The organism is Montanilutibacter psychrotolerans (genome assembly GCF_003719825.1).
Classification (GTDB): domain Bacteria; phylum Pseudomonadota; class Gammaproteobacteria; order Xanthomonadales; family Xanthomonadaceae; genus Montanilutibacter; species Montanilutibacter psychrotolerans.
In genome coordinates this window covers 588,306-605,218 of record NZ_RIBS01000001.1, presented here as the reverse complement: position 1 = coordinate 605,218, position 16,913 = coordinate 588,306, and the positions used below count along the sequence as shown (strand labels likewise).

Below are 16,913 nucleotides of genomic sequence, written 5' to 3'. Positions count from 1 at the left end.
GCGGGCACGTGAACCGCCGCCGCGCGCGCTGCAGGGCCCCCACGGACGCGCATTCAGCACGCTCATGCCGTGGACCTCATCCGGGGTTCACCTGCCGGATATCCACCGCGCAGGATCGCCGGTTACAGTACGCCTATGTCCATTTGGCCCACCCTGTTGCGTGTGCTGCTCTGCCTCGTGCTCGCCCTGAACGGGGCGACATCGGCGGTGGCAGCAACGCACATGCAACTGGGCCACATCGGGCACTCCGGTTCGCAAGCCACCGCCGCCGATGCGGTCGATGCGCCGATCGTGGCCGCGGCGCAAGCGTCGGTCGAGGACATGCCCTGCCACCAGGACCAGCACGAGCCGGCCCGCGCCGCTTCGGACGGCCCAGCAGCCGATGACGCCACGACCACCGGATCGACACCGTCGTCATCGACCACCGATTGCTGCGGATCGGACACCTGTACCTGCGCGTGCATGCACGCCGCGCAAGCCGCGCTCCCCATCACCACCGTCGCCGCATCGGTCATCGACCATAGCCAGACGGCCCACTGGTTGCCGACGGCGCATGCCGCGCCGGCACTGCCCCACCTGATCCGACCCCCGATCGGCTGAGCACCATCCTGGCGCCCACGGCGCCCGCTTTCCCTGTCCTGCCTGCGCTTTCCGGTCGGACAGGCGTCGCCCCGTGTTCGACGCGGGCGCGACCCGATGCCACTGTTTTCACGGAGTTTCCATGTCTTCCGACCCCTTCGGTTCCGACGGGCTGCGCGCGCCTTCGCGACGCCGCTTCGTCCAGGGCCTTGCTGCCGGCGGCGCCATCGCCGGTTTCGGCCTGTACCCCCGACCGGGCTGGGCGCTGAAATCGCCCGGCAGCACCGTGCTTTCGGGCACGGAGTTCGATCTCGTCATTGGCGAAACGCCAATGAACTTCACTGGCCGCGCGCGCACCGCGATCACGGTCAACGGCTCGATTCCCGCGCCGCTGCTGCGCTGGCGTGAAGGCACCACGGTCAACCTGCGCGTGTCCAACGCCTTGCCGGAAGGCTCGATCCACGGCCACGACACTTCCATCCATTGGCACGGCATCCTGCTGCCGGCCAACATGGACGGCGTGCCGGGCCTCAGCTTCGACGGCATCCATCGCGGCCAGACCTACCACTACCGGTTCACGGTCAACCAGGGCGGCACCTACTGGTACCACAGCCACTCGGGGTTCCAGGAACAGGCCGGCCTGTACGGTCCGTTGGTGATCGATCCGATCGAACCCGAACCGTTCTCGTTCGAGCGCGACTACGTGGTGCTGCTCAGCGACTGGACCGACCTGGATCCGGCCGCGTTGTTCTCGCGTCTGAAGAAGATGCCCGGCTACGACAACCACGCCAAGCGCACGGTCGGCGATTTCGTCGACGACGCGCGTCGTGATGGCCTGGCCGCCACGTTGCGCGACCGGGGCATGTGGGGGCGGATGCGCATGACGCCGACCGACCTGTCGGACGTCAACGCGAACACCTACACCTACCTGATGAATGGCACGACCGCCCTGGGCAACTGGACCGGGCTGTTCCGTTCCGGCGAGAAGGTGCGCCTGCGCTTCATCAACGGCGCCTCGATGACGCATTTCGATGTGCGCATACCGGGTTTGAAGCTGACCGTGGTGGCCGCCGACGGGCAGTACGTGCATCCGGTGACGATCGACGAGTTCCGCATCGCGCCGGCCGAAACCTACGACGTCATCGTGTCACCCAGCGGGCAGGACGCGTTCACCGTCTTCGCCCAGGACATCGGTCGCACCGGCTATGTCAGCGGCACGCTCGCCGTGCGCGAGGGCCTTCGGGCGCCGGTGCCGGACGTCGATCCCCGCCCGATCCTCACCATGGCCGACATGGGCCACGGCGGCATGGACCACGGCAGCATGAACCACGAGACCGTGGGCACGTCCGGCATGCCGATGAAGGGCATGGAGGGCGGCTGTGGCGCGAGCATGGGCCACGCGATGCCCGCTCGCACCGCAAGCGTTCACGCCGGTCACGACATGGGCTCGATGACGCCCCCCGGCACCGGCGGCATGCAGGCGCATCCGGCCAGCGAGACCGGCAATCCGCTGGTCGACATGCAGACGATGGCGCCGGTACCGATGCTCGACGACCCCGGCATCGGCCTGCGCGACAACGGACGCAAGGTGCTGAGCTACGCCATGCTGAAAAGCACGTTCGACGACCCCGACGGCCGCACGCCTGGCCGCGACGTCGAACTGCACCTGACCGGCCACATGGAAAAGTTCGCCTGGGGTTTCGACGGCAAGAAGTTTTCCGACGTGACGCCGTTGCGCTTCAACTACGGCGAACGCCTGCGCATCGTGCTGGTCAACGACACGATGATGACCCACCCGATCCACCTGCACGGCATGTGGAGCGACCTGGAGGACGAGCACGGCAATTTCCTGGTGCGCAAGCACACCATCGACATGCCGCCCGGCAGCAAGCGCAGCTACCGCGTGCGCGCCGACGCGCTCGGCAACTGGGCCTACCATTGCCACCTGCTCTACCACATGGAAGCCGGAATGATGCGGCAGGTGCGGGTGGAGGAATGAGCGCGATGGTTGCATCCACAATCCAGCTCCGCGTCGCCATGCTGTGCGCCGCCATGCCGTTGGCCGCCCTCCTGCCCCACCCGGGCAAGGCACAACACGCGCCGCACACCCACCACGCGGGGATGCCGGCGCAGCAGCCCCCGGCATCGCCTGCCAGCAGCGAGCCGGAGGCCACTGCGCCGGAAAGCGCGAAAGATGCCGTGCGGGTGCCGCCAGTCGACCACGCGGCCATGGGCCACGGCACGCCGGCACCCGTCGACCATGCGGCGATGGGCCACGGCACGCCGGCATCCGTCGACCATGCGGCGATGGGCCACGGCACGCCGCCGCCCAGCGAGCCGCGCACGCCGATCCCTGTGATCACCGATGCCGATCGTGCCGCCGCCGTGCCACCGACCGGCGGCCATGGCATGCACGACAACCGCCCGCGCAGCTTCGTGCTGCTCGATCGCTTCGAGACCTGGAACGCGCCGCACGGCACCGGCCTGGCCTGGGATGGCCAGGGCTGGTTTGGCACCGACCTCCACCGGCTGTGGGTACGCGGCGAAGGCGAGCGCGTTGACGGTGCCACCGAACACGCCAGCATCGAAGCACTCTACGGACGCAGCATCGGGCCGTGGTGGGATGTTGTCGCCGGCCTGCGCCACGACTTCGGTGGGGGGCCGTCGCGGGACGCCGCTGCCATCGGCGTGATGGGCTTGTCGCCGTACAAGTTCGAGATCGAGGCCACCGCCTACATCGACGGGTCCGGCCGGACCGAGGCGCGCCTTGAGGCCGAGTACGACACGTTGATCACCAACCGGCTGATCCTGCAGTCGTCGGTCGAGGCCAGCGTCTTCGGCGAGGACGATGTCCAGCGCGGCATCGGTTCGGGACTGGGTACGGCCGAAGTCGGACTACGGCTGCGCTACGAGTTCACTCGCCGGTTCGCGCCCTACGTCGGCGTGGTGCACGAGCGCGCCTTCGGACGCACCGCGGACCTGCGTCGCGGCGCGGGCGACGGCGCGGACGATACACGCGTGGTCGCAGGCGTCCGCATCTGGTTCTGACCGCCACCGGCTTCGCGCCGACGCTTCGCGCCGTGTCGGCGCGAAGCGGTGCAGGCCACGGATCCCCTTCTGCCGCTGGCAGAGCCTCATCCGCACGTGGCGGATCGACGCCGTCCGCGTGTGGCGTTGTCGGCCGGAAGTACGCCGTTGCATTCGACCGGTAGCGTCCCCATCGTTGACGGGGCCAGATGCTTTACCCACAATCCCGCGCCTCGATCCGCCCACACCCCGATCCCGATCCCGATCCCGCCCATGTCGCCGTCGCCGCTCCTGATACTGCACAACCGCCAGCGCGCGAGCGTGGGCCGGGTGCGCCTGCCGTTTGTGGTCTCCGAGGGGTCGAGATAGTTCGACCGAATCGAAGCCGCAGCCGAGCAAGCACCCGCAGGGGTGCTTTTTTATTGTCCGTCGTTTGACCAACCGACCTTCCCGAAGGAGAAAGTGCCATGAATTACGCAGCCGACCCCGAAATCTAGCCGCACGTCCTGATGCCAACAGGGGCGTGCGGCCCGTATTGTTGGCAACAAACGTGAAAACACACATGGACACTCGTTCCCTCCTCCGCTGGCGCAACCTTGGCGTCATCGCCCACGTCGACGCTGGCAAAACCACGCTCACCGAACGCCTGTTGTGGAAAACCGGCGCGATCCACCGCATGGGCGAAGTCCATGACGGCGCGACGACCACCGACTTCCAGGCCATCGAGCGCGCACGCGGCATCACCATCGGCGCCGCGGCCGTCCAGACCCACTGGACGCCCAACGGCGAGCCCGACCACCGACTGACGCTCATCGACACGCCCGGCCACATCGATTTCGCGATCGAGGTCGAGCGCTCGCTGCGCGTGCTCGATGGGGCGGTCGTCGTGTTCTCCGCGGTCGACGGCGTGCAGCCGCAATCGGAAACCGTGTGGCGCCAGGCACGGCGCCACGGCGTTCCGCTGATCGCGTTCGCCAACAAGATGGATCGCATCGGCGCGACGTTCGACACCGTGCTGGAGCAGATGCGCGACAAGCTCGGCGCCAATCCGTGGGCGATCGGCGTGCCGATCGGTTCCGAGTCGTCGTTCGACGGATGGGTCGACCTGATCGGCCGGACGGTGGAGCACTGGGAAGACGGCGGCGCAGCCGTACGGCGGCCGTGGAACGCCGACGACGATGCCGCGTACGCGGCACAGCGCCAGCAGCTCATCGCCGCGGTCGCCGAGCACGACGACGCACTGGCCAGTGCCTACATCGAAGAGCGCGAGATCGACGACGCGCTGCTGCGATCCGCCGTGCGCCGTGCGACGTTGGCTGGCAAGGGCGTGCCCGTGCTTGCGGGGGCGGCGTTCAAGACCAAGGGCATCGAGCCCTTGCTGGATGCCATCGTCCACTACCTGCCCTCACCGCTGGACCGTCCGCCGGTGATTGCCGAAAGCGACCGTGGCGACGTGGAGCTGGCACCGGACCCCTCGGGGCCACTGGCCGGCCTGGTGTTCAAGATCGCCCATCACGATCACGGGCCGCTGGCGTTCGTGCGCCTGTACTCCGGCACGCTGAAGGCGGGCGACGCGGTGTGGTGCTCGCTGGGTCAGCGAACCCGACGCGTGAGTCGTCTGGCGGTCGTCCAGGCCAATCGCACGCACGATGTCGAACAGGCGTATGCCGGTGAGATCGTGGCGATCCTGGGCTGGAAGGATGCCGTCAGTGGCGAAACGCTGAGCGATGCCGCGCACCCGCTGGTGCTGGAGTCGATCCAGGCCCAGCCGGCGGTGCTGTCGTGGCGCTTGACGGCGCACAAGGCCAGCGACCTGATCCGGCTCGGCCAGGGCTTGGCCAGCCTGGTACAGGAAGATCCCTCGTTCCGGGTCGACACCGATTCCGAGACCGGGGAAACCCTGGTCTGGGGCATGGGCGAACTGCACCTGGACGTGATGGTGGAGCGCCTGCGCACCGAATGGAACGTCGACGTGCGCACGGGTTCGCCACGCGTGGCCTACCAGGAAACGCCGCGTCGGGAAGTACACAAGGTGGAAGGCAAGGTGTCCAAGCAGACCGGCGGCCACGGCCAGTTCGCACGCGTGGTGATCGACATCACGCCGCGCGACGATGGTGTCGTCGAGTTCGTCAACCGGACCACCGGCGGCGTGGTGCCAGGGCAGTTCATCGCCGCGACGGAGAAAGGCGTTCGATCCGCGCTCACCGATGGCCCGCACGGCTATCCGGTGGTCGGCATCACGGTGGCACTGGTCGATGGTGAAACCCACGCGGTGGATTCGTCGGACATGGCGTTCCAGCGCGCGGCCAGCGAAGCGGTGACATCGGCCCTGGAGCGAGTGGGCACGGTGGTACTCGAGCCGGTCATGGACGTCGCCGTCGACACGCCGGCCGCCCACGTCGGCGACGTCGTGGGCGACCTGCAGCGACGCGCCGGCCGGGTGGTGCGGATCGACGACAAGGGAGGACGGGCGGACGTCATCGCCCTCGCCCCCCTGTCCCGCCTGCAGGGCTACACCACGACGCTGCGCTCGCTGACCCAGGGGCGCGCATCGGCCAGCGTGACGTTCAATGGCTATGAGGCGGCCACACCGCCTTGAACCCAGCGACATCCGTTGTCATGTGAACCGGGAGCCGGCTTGTGCCGGCTCCTTTTTTGCCCGCGGCAACTTGCCTGGCCGCTACGCCAAGGTGTGGGTTGCTCGTCGCCGAACTGGTAGGCGATTGCCGGGACGATTGCCTTGTCTTGCCATCGCGTGGCGGAAATCGCACTGTGCGGGCTCGCGTCGACGTGAGGTCAGCCAGGTGAGCGAATTGGACATCGGCGAGGTGGCGCAACGCGCGGGCGTGCCTGCCTCGGCGTTGCGCTTCTACGAAGAGAAGGGGCTGATCGCTTCGATCGGCAGGCGAGGCTTGCGCCGCGTGTTCGACGACAGCGTGCTGGAACGGCTGGCGCTGATCGCGCTGGGGCGGACCGCCGGTTTTTCGCTGGACGAGATTGCGCTCACGTTCGTGCCCGCCGGCCAGCCGCGCATCGACCGCCAGAAGCTTGCTGCCAAAGCGGAAGAGCTGGACAGGACGATTCGCAAACTGACCGTTCTGCGCGACGGCCTGCGGCATGCCGCTGCCTGCCCCGAACCCAGTCACATGGAATGCCCGACCTTCCGCCGGATTCTTGGGGCCGCCGCGTCCGGGACGATGCGGGCACGAAAGCAGAGAACGCCGCGACGCGCGCCGCCGCCCGGAGATTGACCGTCGCGTCACGCACGGCCTGTCCAGCGCCTGCCCGATGAGCGCCGGCACGTCATCCAATCCACACCGCACCCGACTGAATCACCGCATCCCCATGGCAAAGCTGCGCCACTACATGACGTATTCGGTTCTCGCCACCGTCGCGGGGGTGCCGGTAGGCTCCCTGGCAGGCGGCCTGCTTGTCAGCCTGTACGCCATCGTCATCCGGCCTTGGGCCGTTCTGGAAGCCATCTTGCTTGGACTCATGGTTTCGATGGTGGCAGCCATCATCGGCATCCTGCCCGCCCTCGTGTACGGCGCGTCGATTGACGCGCTGCTGTCCCGAAGGGGGCTGGCCAACTACCTCTCGTCCGCGGCCATCGGCGTGGTGCCCGGATTGCTCGCGTTGGTCTTTGCGGCAGGGTGGACCTGGTTCGTGATGTTTTTTGGCGCGTGCGTCGCCATCGCCACCCATCGGATCGCAAAGCATCGCCTGTCCAACCTTGACAGCCACCTCGCCCAGTTCGATCGAGCGGACGTCGCCTCGTGAGCCGGCCTGATCCCGACGTCATGCAACCGCAGGACGAATCCTTGCGGATCGAAGAAGCATCTGCATCGGAAGCACCGCTGGAATTGCTGCTGCTGGCTGATCCGTCCCTGGAAAAGGTGCAGGGCTACCTCGGCTTGTCGCGATGCTTCGTCGCCAGCCACGAGGGGACTGCCGTTGGCGCCTATGTGGTCCAGGACCGCGCGCACGGCACGTACGAACTGATGAGCATTGCGGTTGCGCCTTCGCACCAGCACCAAGGCATCGGAACGCTGCTGCTGGAGCATGCCGTTGCCTGGGTCCGGCAGAGCGGCGCGCGACGCCTGGAGGTGGGTACCGGAACCTTCGGCTACCAGCTGTCGTTCTACCAGCGCCAGGGGTTCCGGGTCGTCGCCATCGACCGGGACTTCTTCCTGGACCACTACCCGGAGCCCCTGTTCGAAGACGGGATCCAGCACAAGGACATGCTTCGGCTGGCGCTGGACTATCGGTCATGACCCGCGCTCCAACGCATGGGCGCGCCCGATTGACGCTCGATGGGAAGCCCGATCTCCGGCATTCCACTGCGTCGCAGGGGAGTCGCTCATCGCGCCATGCCGGCAGTCGGCCGACCACCTCGCGGTTTCGTCGCACCACGGTTGCCCTGTGGTCTGACCGCGCTTCAGGCTGGCGAAACCCGCCACATCACGATGGCGAAACCCAGGTGCGCCATCATGAAATCCGCTGTGCCCCACGCCGTGATCGGAATCGTTGTCGGGATCGCGCTGGTCGCCGTGTCGGCCTTTCTTATCTGGCCGCAGCTCTCCCTGTTCCTCGCGTCGGACGCGTGCCTGGGCTCGGGCGGCAGCTTTGATTTTTCGCGGCTGCGCTGTGACTTCAACGCACAACATCCATACGCCCCCTTTGCGCTCTGGCCGTTCTGGTCGTCCCTCGCCGGCGTCGGCCTGGGCCTGGCGATGCTCGTCCGCGGCCTCTGGCGCTTGGGGGCCCCGGTTGTGGGGGGCCGTGCCAGGGTGTACGGTAAATCCGGCAAGCCCCGCTCGGTGATGGACAGGCGTACTCCGTAACAGCCACGCGGACACTCCCTAGGAAGGGGGGGACATGGATGGCACCTACGACTCCTGGCTGGTCCTGCTGTCGATGGTCGCCGCGATCATGGCCTCCTATGTCGCGCTGGACCTTGCGTCACGGGTGACCGCCAGCGCGGGGCGCGCTGCACGCTTCTGGTTGATTGGCGGTGCGGTGTCGATGGGCATCGGCATCTGGTCGATGCACTTCATCGGCATGCTGGCGTTCCGCCTGCCCATTCCCATGTCCTACAACGGCCCGATCACGGCGCTGTCGCTGCTGATCGCGATGGTCGTTTCCGGGTTCGCCCTCTACACCGTCAGCCGCGAGAGCCTGGGCATCGGGCGCCTGCTGGTCGGTGGCGTGCTGATGGGGATCGGCATCGCGGCCATGCACTACACGGGCATGGCCGCGATGGAGATGAAGCCTCCGGTCACCTACGACCCCTTGTTGTTCGTGCTGTCGATCGTCATCGCCATGGTGGCTTCGTGGGCCGCGCTGTGGATCGCGTTCCGGTTGCGTGGGGAGACGCTGAGATCCGGCTTCTGGCGCAAGGGCGGCAGCGCGTTGCTGATGGGCGCGGCGATATGCGGCATGCACTACACGGGCATGGCCGCGGCGATCTTCTCGCCGTTCTGCACGACGACCGTGGGCGCCCCGACCATCCCGACGTTCTGGATGGCGGTCACCATCGCCGCCTTCACCTTCATGCTGCTGGCCACCACGCTGATGGTGTCGATGGAGGACGCACGTCACGCGCACGAAGTCGCTTTCCACCAGGCGCGCGCCAAGGCATTGCGCGAGATGCACGACGAGCTGGAGCAACGCGTCAATGAGCGCACCGTCGAGCTGGCCCAGGCCAATGCTGCATTGCAGGAGGAGATCGACGAACACGAGATCACCGAACAGGAACTGCGCGACAGCAAGGACGAAGCACGGGCCATCATCGACACCGCGTACGACGCCTACATCGCCATCGACCCGGACAGCGTGATCCTGGACTGGAACAAGCAGGCCGAAGCCATGCTGGGATGGTCGCGCGAGGAAGCCGTGGGGCGCAGCCTGGCGGAGATCGTCATCCCCGAGCCGTACCGGCAGGCGCATCGCCAGGAGATACAACGCGCCCTGGCCACCGCCGGCGATCCGGCGTTGAACAAGGCCATCGAGATCACCGCACGGCACCGCGACGGCAACGAGTTCCCGGCCGAGTTGAGCATCTGGCCGACCAAGGTGGGCGCGACCTACAAGTTCAGTATCTTCCTGCACGACATCCAGCGTCAGCGCGCGATCCGCAGGCTGGTCGCACAGACCGCCGCGGCCGCCACGCTGATCGAATCGGCGACCCTGGCCGACGCGGCGCCCAAGGTGCTGGAAGCCGTGGGTACCGCCATGGGCTGGGCGGTGGGTGCGTTGTGGGCCGTCGATGCGGGCACGCAGACGATGCGCTGCATCGAAGTCTGGCAGCCCGACGATGGCGCCGCGGCACCCGCCTTCATGGCGATGACGTCGGAGACGACGCTGGGCCCGGACGACGGACTGCCTGGCCGCATCTGGGTCAGCGGCAAGCCGTTGTGGCTCACCGACATCACCCAGGACGCCGATTCACCGCGCGCCCTGGCTGCCGCGGAATACGGGCTGCTCGCGGGAATCGGCTTCCCCATCGTCAGCGGTACCCAGGTGTTCGGCGTGGCCGAGTTCTACGCCCCCACGATCCAGGAGCCCGACCCGGAGCTGCTGGGAATGATGAACACCCTGGGCAGCCTGCTGGGCCAGTTCATGGCGCGCAAGCAGGCCGAGAACGCCCTGGCCGACAACGAACAGCATCTGGCCGAAGCGCAGCGGATCGCGCACGTGGGCAGTTGGGAGTGGAACCAGGCCAGCAACCAGATCACCTGGAGCGACGAGCTCTACCGCATCCTCCGCTCGAGCTCGGGCGAGTTCGATCACACGCCCAAGGGCTACCTCAAGCTGGTTTACCCGGCGGACAAGATCCTGGTGCTGCGCACCATCGACAAGGCGTTCCGCGAGCAGCAGACATTCGACTTCGAACACCGCGTGGTCCGGTCCGACGGCGAAGTCCGCGTGATCCAGACGCGTGGGCGGATGCTGCTGGACGCCCTCGATCGGACCGTCGGCATGGTGGGCACCGGGCAGGACATCACCGAACGCAAGGAAGCGCAGCAGCGCCTCCAGCAACTGGCCCATTACGACGTGCTGACTGGCCTGCCCAACCGCCGCCTGTTCCACGAGTCGTTGCAAAGTGCGATGACGATGGCCGACAACCACGGTTGGCAGGTCTTCCTGCTGTTCCTCGACCTGGACTGTTTCAAGGACATCAACGACAGCCTCGGGCATGCGGTCGGCGACGAGCTGCTGCGACAGGTCGGACAGCGCCTGCAGGCGTGCCTGCGATTGCGCGACACGGTTGCCCGGTTGGGTGGCGACGAGTTCGGCATGGTGCTGCTGACGCCCAGCGACCCGCAGTTCGCGGCCAAGGTCGCCAACAAGATCCAGAACACCTTGAACATGCCGTTCCAAGTGGAAAGCCACATTGTCAGCACCACTGCCAGCATCGGCATCACCGTGTATCCCGTCGACACCACCGACATGCACAGCCTGGTGCGGTACGCCGACCTTGCGATGTACGAGGCCAAGCAGGGCGGCCGAAACTCCTACCGCTTCTACACCGAGACGATGAACCTGCGCGTGCGCAAGAAGCTGGAACTGGAGCTGGCGCTGCGCGCGGCCGTGGAGCGCGAGGAGTTCGAGTTGTACTACCAGCCCAAGGTCTGCCTGCGCACCGGCCGGTGGACGGGCGTGGAAGCCTTGCTGCGGTGGCATCGGCCCGGCCATGGGCTGGTCGCGCCGCTGCATTTCATTTCCGTGCTCGAAGACACCGGCCTGATCGTCACCGTCGGTGCCTGGGTGATTTCACAAGCCTGCCGGCAGCTGCGCGATTGGCAGCGCGTCGGCATCGGACCAATACCGATTGCAGTCAATGTCTCGGCACAGCAGATCACGCGCAAGAGCCTGCTGCCGCCGCCGCCCGATCCGTTGGGGCGTCTGCTTGGGGAAGCAGATCCGCTCGGGCTCGCGTCGGCCACTGCCGATTGCCTGGAAAGGCATGGCGTGGTGCCGGGACACCTCGAAATGGAGTTGACCGAAAGCGCGGTCATGGGCGATGCCGAACACAGCGCGGAGATCCTGCAGCGCCTCAAGGCACTGGGCGTGCGGATCTCCGTCGACGACTTCGGCACCGGCTACTCCAGCCTGGCCTACCTGCGGCGCTTCCCCGTGGACACGGTCAAGATCGACGGTGCGTTCATCCGCGGCCTGACCAACAACGCCGAAGACGCGTCGATCACGCTGGCCATCATCGACATGGCCCACCGCCTCAACCTGCAGGTGGTGGCCGAGTGCGTCGAATCGGCCGACCAGCTGGCATTCCTGCGCACGCACGGTTGCGACCAGGTGCAGGGACACCACGTCGCCCACGCCATGCCCGTGCACGAACTCGAACTGCTCTGGCGCCAGACCAATGGCCTGGCGCCACAGGCAGTTCAGGAGTTGACGCGGGTCGGAGTGGGGACGTAGGCGCGTGAACGGCTGACGAATCGCGTGGCGCATCTCGTGCCGTGCATCTCGCGCCGTGCATCGATGCCTGCTGGCACCGCCTCACCCGACCGCCCCTCGCGGCCCATGCGCATTCCGCTATGGCCCCTGCCCCATGAGCCGCTGCGCATACGTGGGAACGGTTGGGCCGTTCTTTCGATCGGCCCAACCGCGTCAACCCGTTACCAGGTCGTGCCCGTGGTGCACGGCTGGCGCCCGCCGCTCAAGTCGAGCTTGAAACGGCTGGTGTTGAAATGGCTCGTCTTGGACTTCTGGCAGATCGATGACCACTTCGTGGCGGTGTAGGCCTTGTACTCGGCGATGAACACCGCCTTGTTGGCCTGCGCGTACAGCTGCAAACCGGGGACTTCCATGTCCGAGGTCGGGTCGTACGGGGCAAGGCATTCGTTGTACGCGTTGCACTCTTCGTTCAACGTCCAGTCGAAGTGGTTGACCAGATCGATGGTCTGGATGATGTCGCCCTTCTGGCCGATCGACATGCCCATTTCGTGGGCCCACTGCGCCAGCGCACGGTTGTAGATGAGCTGGTCCTGGTAGGTGAGCGCGAAGCCGGTGGCGCCCCTGGTGGCGCTGGGCTGGTTGGTGACCGGATCCAGGCTGTTCTCCCAGCCATCGATCTCATCGGGCTCGATCGCGTCGAAGCCCTTGTCTTTGCACATCTGCATGCGCGCTTTCATGATCGGCTCGAGTTCGGCCACGCGCCGGATGTCGAGCCAGTACGAGTTGTCCCAGCCCGCGTCTACCTTGCCCCAGATCCGCGGGGTCAGCTGCTGGAACTTGTACGCATCGCTGCGGTAGGTCTCGTAGACACCGGCGTCGATGTAGCAGACCACCTTCTTGCCCCGGGCATGCAGGTAGTCGACGGTGGACTTGGGGTTGTTCTCGCCATCGATGTCGTACACATCGGGTTCGGGCAGGGTGCGACCGCTGAGGTCGCGTACGCCCATGTGCACCGGATTGTTGACATCCAGTGCACCGTTGATCATCCAGTGGAAGGCCAACGGTCGATCCGAGGTTGGCTGCCACCACGTGGCCGCCGCGGGTTGCGGCGGAGCCGCCGAAGCATCCAATGGGCCGAGTCCGACGGCCAGCAGCGCGGTTAGAACGGCATTGCCAATTGCGGTTTCCTTACGCATGTCGTGCTCCTTGGGTGGGGGTGTTTCATGGGCCGTTGCCGCGCTTGAGCGCAACGAGGCGAGGCCTCGATGCGGTACGCCGTCGTCGCGTGCGTGACGCCAAACGGACGACGGGGCTTGCGCGAGCCGGCGCAGTATGGAATGGCCGAATCTTCAGGAATGCGACGGCGTTTCACGAATTCCGCATCGCGTCGCTCGGCTCACGCGGGCCCTGTTTGGATCGAATGCACGCGCCTGCCATCGCACGCCGGCGATGGCCATTACCCCACGCGTACTTGCCGCCGGTATCGATGGCACACAACAATCCACGCCTGCCCTGCAGCACTGCCCTGTGGGGCAATACCCGATCACCCACTTTCGAAGGAGCGATGCAACAATGTCGGAACAAGGACGCGATGGAGGCTGTCAGTGCGGCGCGGTGCGCTACCGGATCAGCGGAGAACCCCTCATGTCGGCAATCTGCCACTGCACGATGTGCCGGCGCGCCAGTGCCGCGCCTGTCGTGGCATGGGCCATGTTCGAGCAGTCGCAGGTGGCGTTTGACGGTACGCCCAAGATCTACGCGTCTTCCGAAGACGCGCAGCGCGGCTTCTGTGGGACGTGCGGGACGCAGATCTCGTTCACCGCCGGGTTCATCCCGGGGCTGATCGACATCACCGTCGGCAGTCTGGATCAGCCCGAAGCGATCGCGCCGCAATTCCACTACTGGCACGACGAGCACCTGACCTGGGCGAAGTTCGACGACACCCTGCCCCGCCACCCTGGGTTTCCGCCGATGGAATGAGGTCCGCGGCCCCGCATCCGGACTGCGTGGCCGTCTGGATGCGGACCGCGAGGGTCCGCAAGGCAATCGCCGCGTCACGCACTGCGCGTCGCGCCTTCCCTGGCACCGTGAGGAAGTGATTGTCGGACGTGGCAGTCGGGGGCAAACGCCGGCACCGCCAGGCAACGCCCAACACCGACACTAGCCGACGCGACCGAGCCGGCATCGGTGCCCGCGCGGCGCCGCAATCCCTTGCGCTGGCCCGGGCCCTCCCGGTTCGGCGCAACCATCCACCGTTCCGGCGCACGCGCGCCCCGCGAGGCTGGTGTCCACATCGTCAGTCGCCTTGAATCGCTTCATCGCGCTGCCGCGCCTGGACCCGGAACCTCCGCCATGAAACCGATGCTTGCCGCCGTGCTTGCCCTGCTGCTGTCGTGCCCCGCGTTTGCCCAGCCCGCATCGGACAGACAGGACGCCGCCATCCTTGCCGTGGTCGAGTCGTTCCGCACCGCCATCCTCGACAAGGACCGCGAACGCTTCGTCGCACTGTTCATCCCGGGCACGGTGACCTGGCAATCGGTGCGCAGCGACGGTCGCATGCGTGAGATACGCGCGCGCGATCCGGGTGCGCAGCGGCTACGCATCAACCCCGCCAGCAGCCATCTGAGCTTCATCGACGAGATCGTCGGCGAGACGGCACGCAGCGAGGAAACGTTCGACAACCTGCGCATCCAGAGCGACGGCGACATCGCCTCGGTGGTGTTTGACTACCGCTTCCTCGCCGATGGCCGCGAGACCAACCGCGGAACCGAAGCCTGGCACCTGCTGCGCGGGGACGATGGCTGGCGCATTGCCTCGGTGGTCTGGTCGGTCAATCCGCCGCCGAGCCAGCAGGCAACGCTGGCGCAGCACTGACCCAACGCGCGTGCCGGTGCCGGTGGCATCATCGCGACGCCCCATCCACAAGGCCCACCGCCCCGCCATGCCCCAGGCCCATCGTGTTGACGCCGCGCGGCACGCTGCCGCGCCGCCGTTCTGGTTGCCATTGCTGGCCGGCATGCCGATCGGCCTGTGCCTGATGGTGATGGCATTGCCGACCATCGGCCACGGCAACGGCTTCGAGGCGCGCGTGTTCTACCTGGTGGCGTTCCTGGCGTGGACCGCGCCGCTGACGGCGATACAGCGCGCGCTGTGGGAGCGGCACACGTCGTGGTGGGTGCTGGCGCCGACCTTGCTGGCGATCAGCTACGTGATGTCGCTGATCAACAACGTGCTGGGCTTTACGCGCTCGCTGCTGGACGGCCGTGACGAGTGGTCGGATTTCCGCTGGGCGGAAATGTTCGAAGGCCTGGAAGGTTGCTGGCTGGCCTTGATCGCGTTCTGCGCCATCCATGCCGTGATCGCACATTACGCCGAGCTCAAGCACGAGCAGACGCGCCGCGTGGCGGCCACTGCACTGGCACGCGAGGCCGAACTGCGTGCACTGCGGTACCAGTTGCAACCGCACTTCCTGTTCAACACGCTCAATGCCATCTCGGCGCTGGTGGCCGACGGACGCGGTGGCGAAGCGCGCCACATGATCGCCAGGCTGGCCGACTTCCTGCGCGCGACGCTCGATGGCACACAGGGCCACGAGGTCGGACTGGCCGACGAGATCGCGCTCACCGAAACCTACCTCGAGATCGAGAAGGCGCGCCTGGGCGACCGCCTTCGCCTGAAGTGGAACATCGGCCCCGACGTGATGACCGCACGCGTGCCCTACCTGCTGCTGCAACCCCTGGTGGAGAACGCGATCCGTCACGGCATCGCGCGACGCAGCGAACCGGGACGCCTCGAAATCGCCCTTCAACGGCAGGGCGATCGACTGCAATTGCGGGTGCGCAACGACGGCGTGGGGTCGCCTGGCAATGACGGGGCGGCGACGCGGGCATCGGCCGCGTCGGTGGGCCTGCGCAATGTGTCCGAACGGCTGGAGCGGCTGTATCCCGGCGACCACAGTCTCGACGCGCGGGCGCTGGACGACGGAGGGTTCGAGGTGCGCATGAGCATTGCGTTCCGCACGACGCGCGATGCGGCCGCCACGCAGGCGCTCGACGCATGATGCGGGTGGCGGTGATCGACGACGAGCCGTTGGCGCGCAGCGGCGTGACCAGCCGGCTGGCAGCGCATGCCGACATCGCGTTGGCGGGCGAGTACGGCGACGGCCCGTCGGCGCTGGCGGGCATTACTGCCGATGCGCCCGACCTGGTGTTCATCGACGTGCAAATGCCCGGCCTCAGCGGGTTGGACGTGCTGGCCGCGTTGCCCGCGCACCAGCGCCCGATGGCCATCCTGCTGACCGCCTTCGACGGGTTCGCGGTGCGGGCGTTCGAGCTGCAGGCGATCGACTACCTGCTCAAGCCCATCGACGACGAACGCTTCGCCGAAGCGCTGGACCGTGCACGGCGTGCCTGGCCGTACCGCGGTCGCGATTCGATGGGCGCAGCCGCCGCGGAACCCAATGCACCGACGGTGGCGGAGTACGCTACCCGTTTCGCGATCCGTCTCGGCCGGCGGCGCGCCTTCGTCAACGCCGGCGACGTGCAATGGATCGAGGCGGACGGCGACTACGCGACGCTGCACGTTGGCGATCGCACCTACCTGCTTCGGGAATCGCTGAACCGCCTGTCGGAGCGGCTGGACCCCGCGCGTTTCGTGCGCGTGCACCGCTCGACGATCGTGCGCATCGACTGCGTGTCGGAGCTGCAACCGCTGTCCAATCGCGATGCGATGTTGCGCCTGCACGACGGCACGCCATTGCGAGCCAGTCGCACGCACATCGGCACGCTGCTGGACCGCCTGCGCGATCACGGGCGATCGATGGTCGAGTGATCGCGCGTGGGTGATCTCCCACTCGCGTTCGCCTGCTCGTGTTTGCCTGCTCGCCTGCT

14 protein-coding genes are annotated in these 16,913 nt (G+C 67.0%); 13 read left to right on the top strand and 1 reads right to left on the bottom strand.

Annotated elements, in window-relative coordinates; all coding sequences use genetic code 11:
- Positions 1-69: 69 nt before the first annotated feature.
- The 9 genes from EER27_RS02570 (at position 70) to EER27_RS02530 (ending at position 12,045) form a co-directional block, all read left to right on the top strand.
- The gene (locus EER27_RS02570; RefSeq protein WP_148040902.1) at positions 70-600 is read left to right on the top strand and encodes a CopL family metal-binding regulatory protein; all 531 of its coding nucleotides are present in this window, start codon (positions 70-72) and stop codon (positions 598-600) included.
- A 121-nt stretch (positions 601-721) separates the two neighbouring features.
- Positions 722-2,578, top strand: a complete 1,857-nt coding sequence (locus EER27_RS02565; RefSeq protein ID WP_123086438.1) for a copper resistance system multicopper oxidase — start codon at positions 722-724, stop codon at positions 2,576-2,578.
- Between the two features lie 5 nt (positions 2,579-2,583).
- Positions 2,584-3,627, top strand: coding sequence for a copper resistance protein B (locus EER27_RS02560; RefSeq protein ID WP_123086672.1), 1,044 nt, complete (start codon positions 2,584-2,586; stop codon positions 3,625-3,627).
- 541 nt (positions 3,628-4,168) lie between these two features.
- On the top strand, positions 4,169-6,205 hold the full coding sequence (gene fusA, locus EER27_RS02555) for an elongation factor G (RefSeq protein ID WP_123086437.1): 2,037 nt from the start codon (positions 4,169-4,171) through the stop codon (positions 6,203-6,205).
- A gap of 205 nt (positions 6,206-6,410) precedes the next feature.
- Entirely contained in the window at positions 6,411-6,857 is a 447-nt protein-coding gene (locus tag EER27_RS02550) for a helix-turn-helix domain-containing protein (RefSeq protein WP_123086436.1), read from the top strand.
- 94 nt (positions 6,858-6,951) lie between these two features.
- Positions 6,952-7,386: a hypothetical protein gene (locus EER27_RS02545; RefSeq protein WP_123086435.1), complete on the top strand. Its 435-nt coding sequence runs from the start codon at positions 6,952-6,954 to the stop codon at positions 7,384-7,386.
- Between the two features lie 20 nt (positions 7,387-7,406).
- Positions 7,407-7,880, top strand: coding sequence for a GNAT family N-acetyltransferase (locus EER27_RS02540; protein ID WP_190285610.1), 474 nt, complete (start codon positions 7,407-7,409; stop codon positions 7,878-7,880).
- Between the two features lie 216 nt (positions 7,881-8,096).
- The gene (locus tag EER27_RS02535; RefSeq protein ID WP_148040901.1) at positions 8,097-8,450 is read left to right on the top strand and encodes a hypothetical protein; all 354 of its coding nucleotides are present in this window, start codon (positions 8,097-8,099) and stop codon (positions 8,448-8,450) included.
- A gap of 34 nt (positions 8,451-8,484) precedes the next feature.
- Entirely contained in the window at positions 8,485-12,045 is a 3,561-nt protein-coding gene (locus tag EER27_RS02530; RefSeq protein WP_123086433.1) for a bifunctional diguanylate cyclase/phosphodiesterase, read from the top strand.
- A 200-nt stretch (positions 12,046-12,245) separates the two neighbouring features.
- Here EER27_RS02530 and EER27_RS02525 read toward each other — a convergent pair whose 3' ends face one another.
- Positions 12,246-13,220, bottom strand: a complete 975-nt coding sequence (locus EER27_RS02525; protein ID WP_123086432.1) for an endo alpha-1,4 polygalactosaminidase — start codon at positions 13,218-13,220, stop codon at positions 12,246-12,248.
- A gap of 253 nt (positions 13,221-13,473) precedes the next feature.
- On the opposite strand from EER27_RS02525, the gene EER27_RS02520 reads away from it, so the two are divergent.
- From EER27_RS02520 to EER27_RS02510, 4 genes are all read left to right on the top strand, one after another.
- Positions 13,474-14,004, top strand: coding sequence for a GFA family protein (locus EER27_RS02520; protein WP_223807129.1), 531 nt, complete (start codon positions 13,474-13,476; stop codon positions 14,002-14,004).
- 372 nt (positions 14,005-14,376) lie between these two features.
- Complete coding sequence (locus tag EER27_RS17035) at positions 14,377-14,898, top strand: Cif family virulence factor (protein WP_190285609.1); 522 nt, start codon at positions 14,377-14,379, stop codon at positions 14,896-14,898.
- Positions 14,899-14,965: 67 nt separating this feature from the next.
- Positions 14,966-16,084 carry a sensor histidine kinase gene (locus tag EER27_RS02515; protein ID WP_190285608.1) on the top strand — a complete coding sequence of 373 codons (1,119 nt, stop codon included), beginning with the start codon at positions 14,966-14,968 and terminating at the stop codon, positions 16,082-16,084.
- Positions 16,081-16,854, top strand: a complete 774-nt coding sequence (locus EER27_RS02510) for a LytR/AlgR family response regulator transcription factor (RefSeq protein ID WP_123086429.1) — start codon at positions 16,081-16,083, stop codon at positions 16,852-16,854. The genes EER27_RS02515 and EER27_RS02510 overlap by 4 nt, the downstream gene beginning before the upstream one ends.
- Positions 16,855-16,913 lie beyond the last annotated feature (59 nt).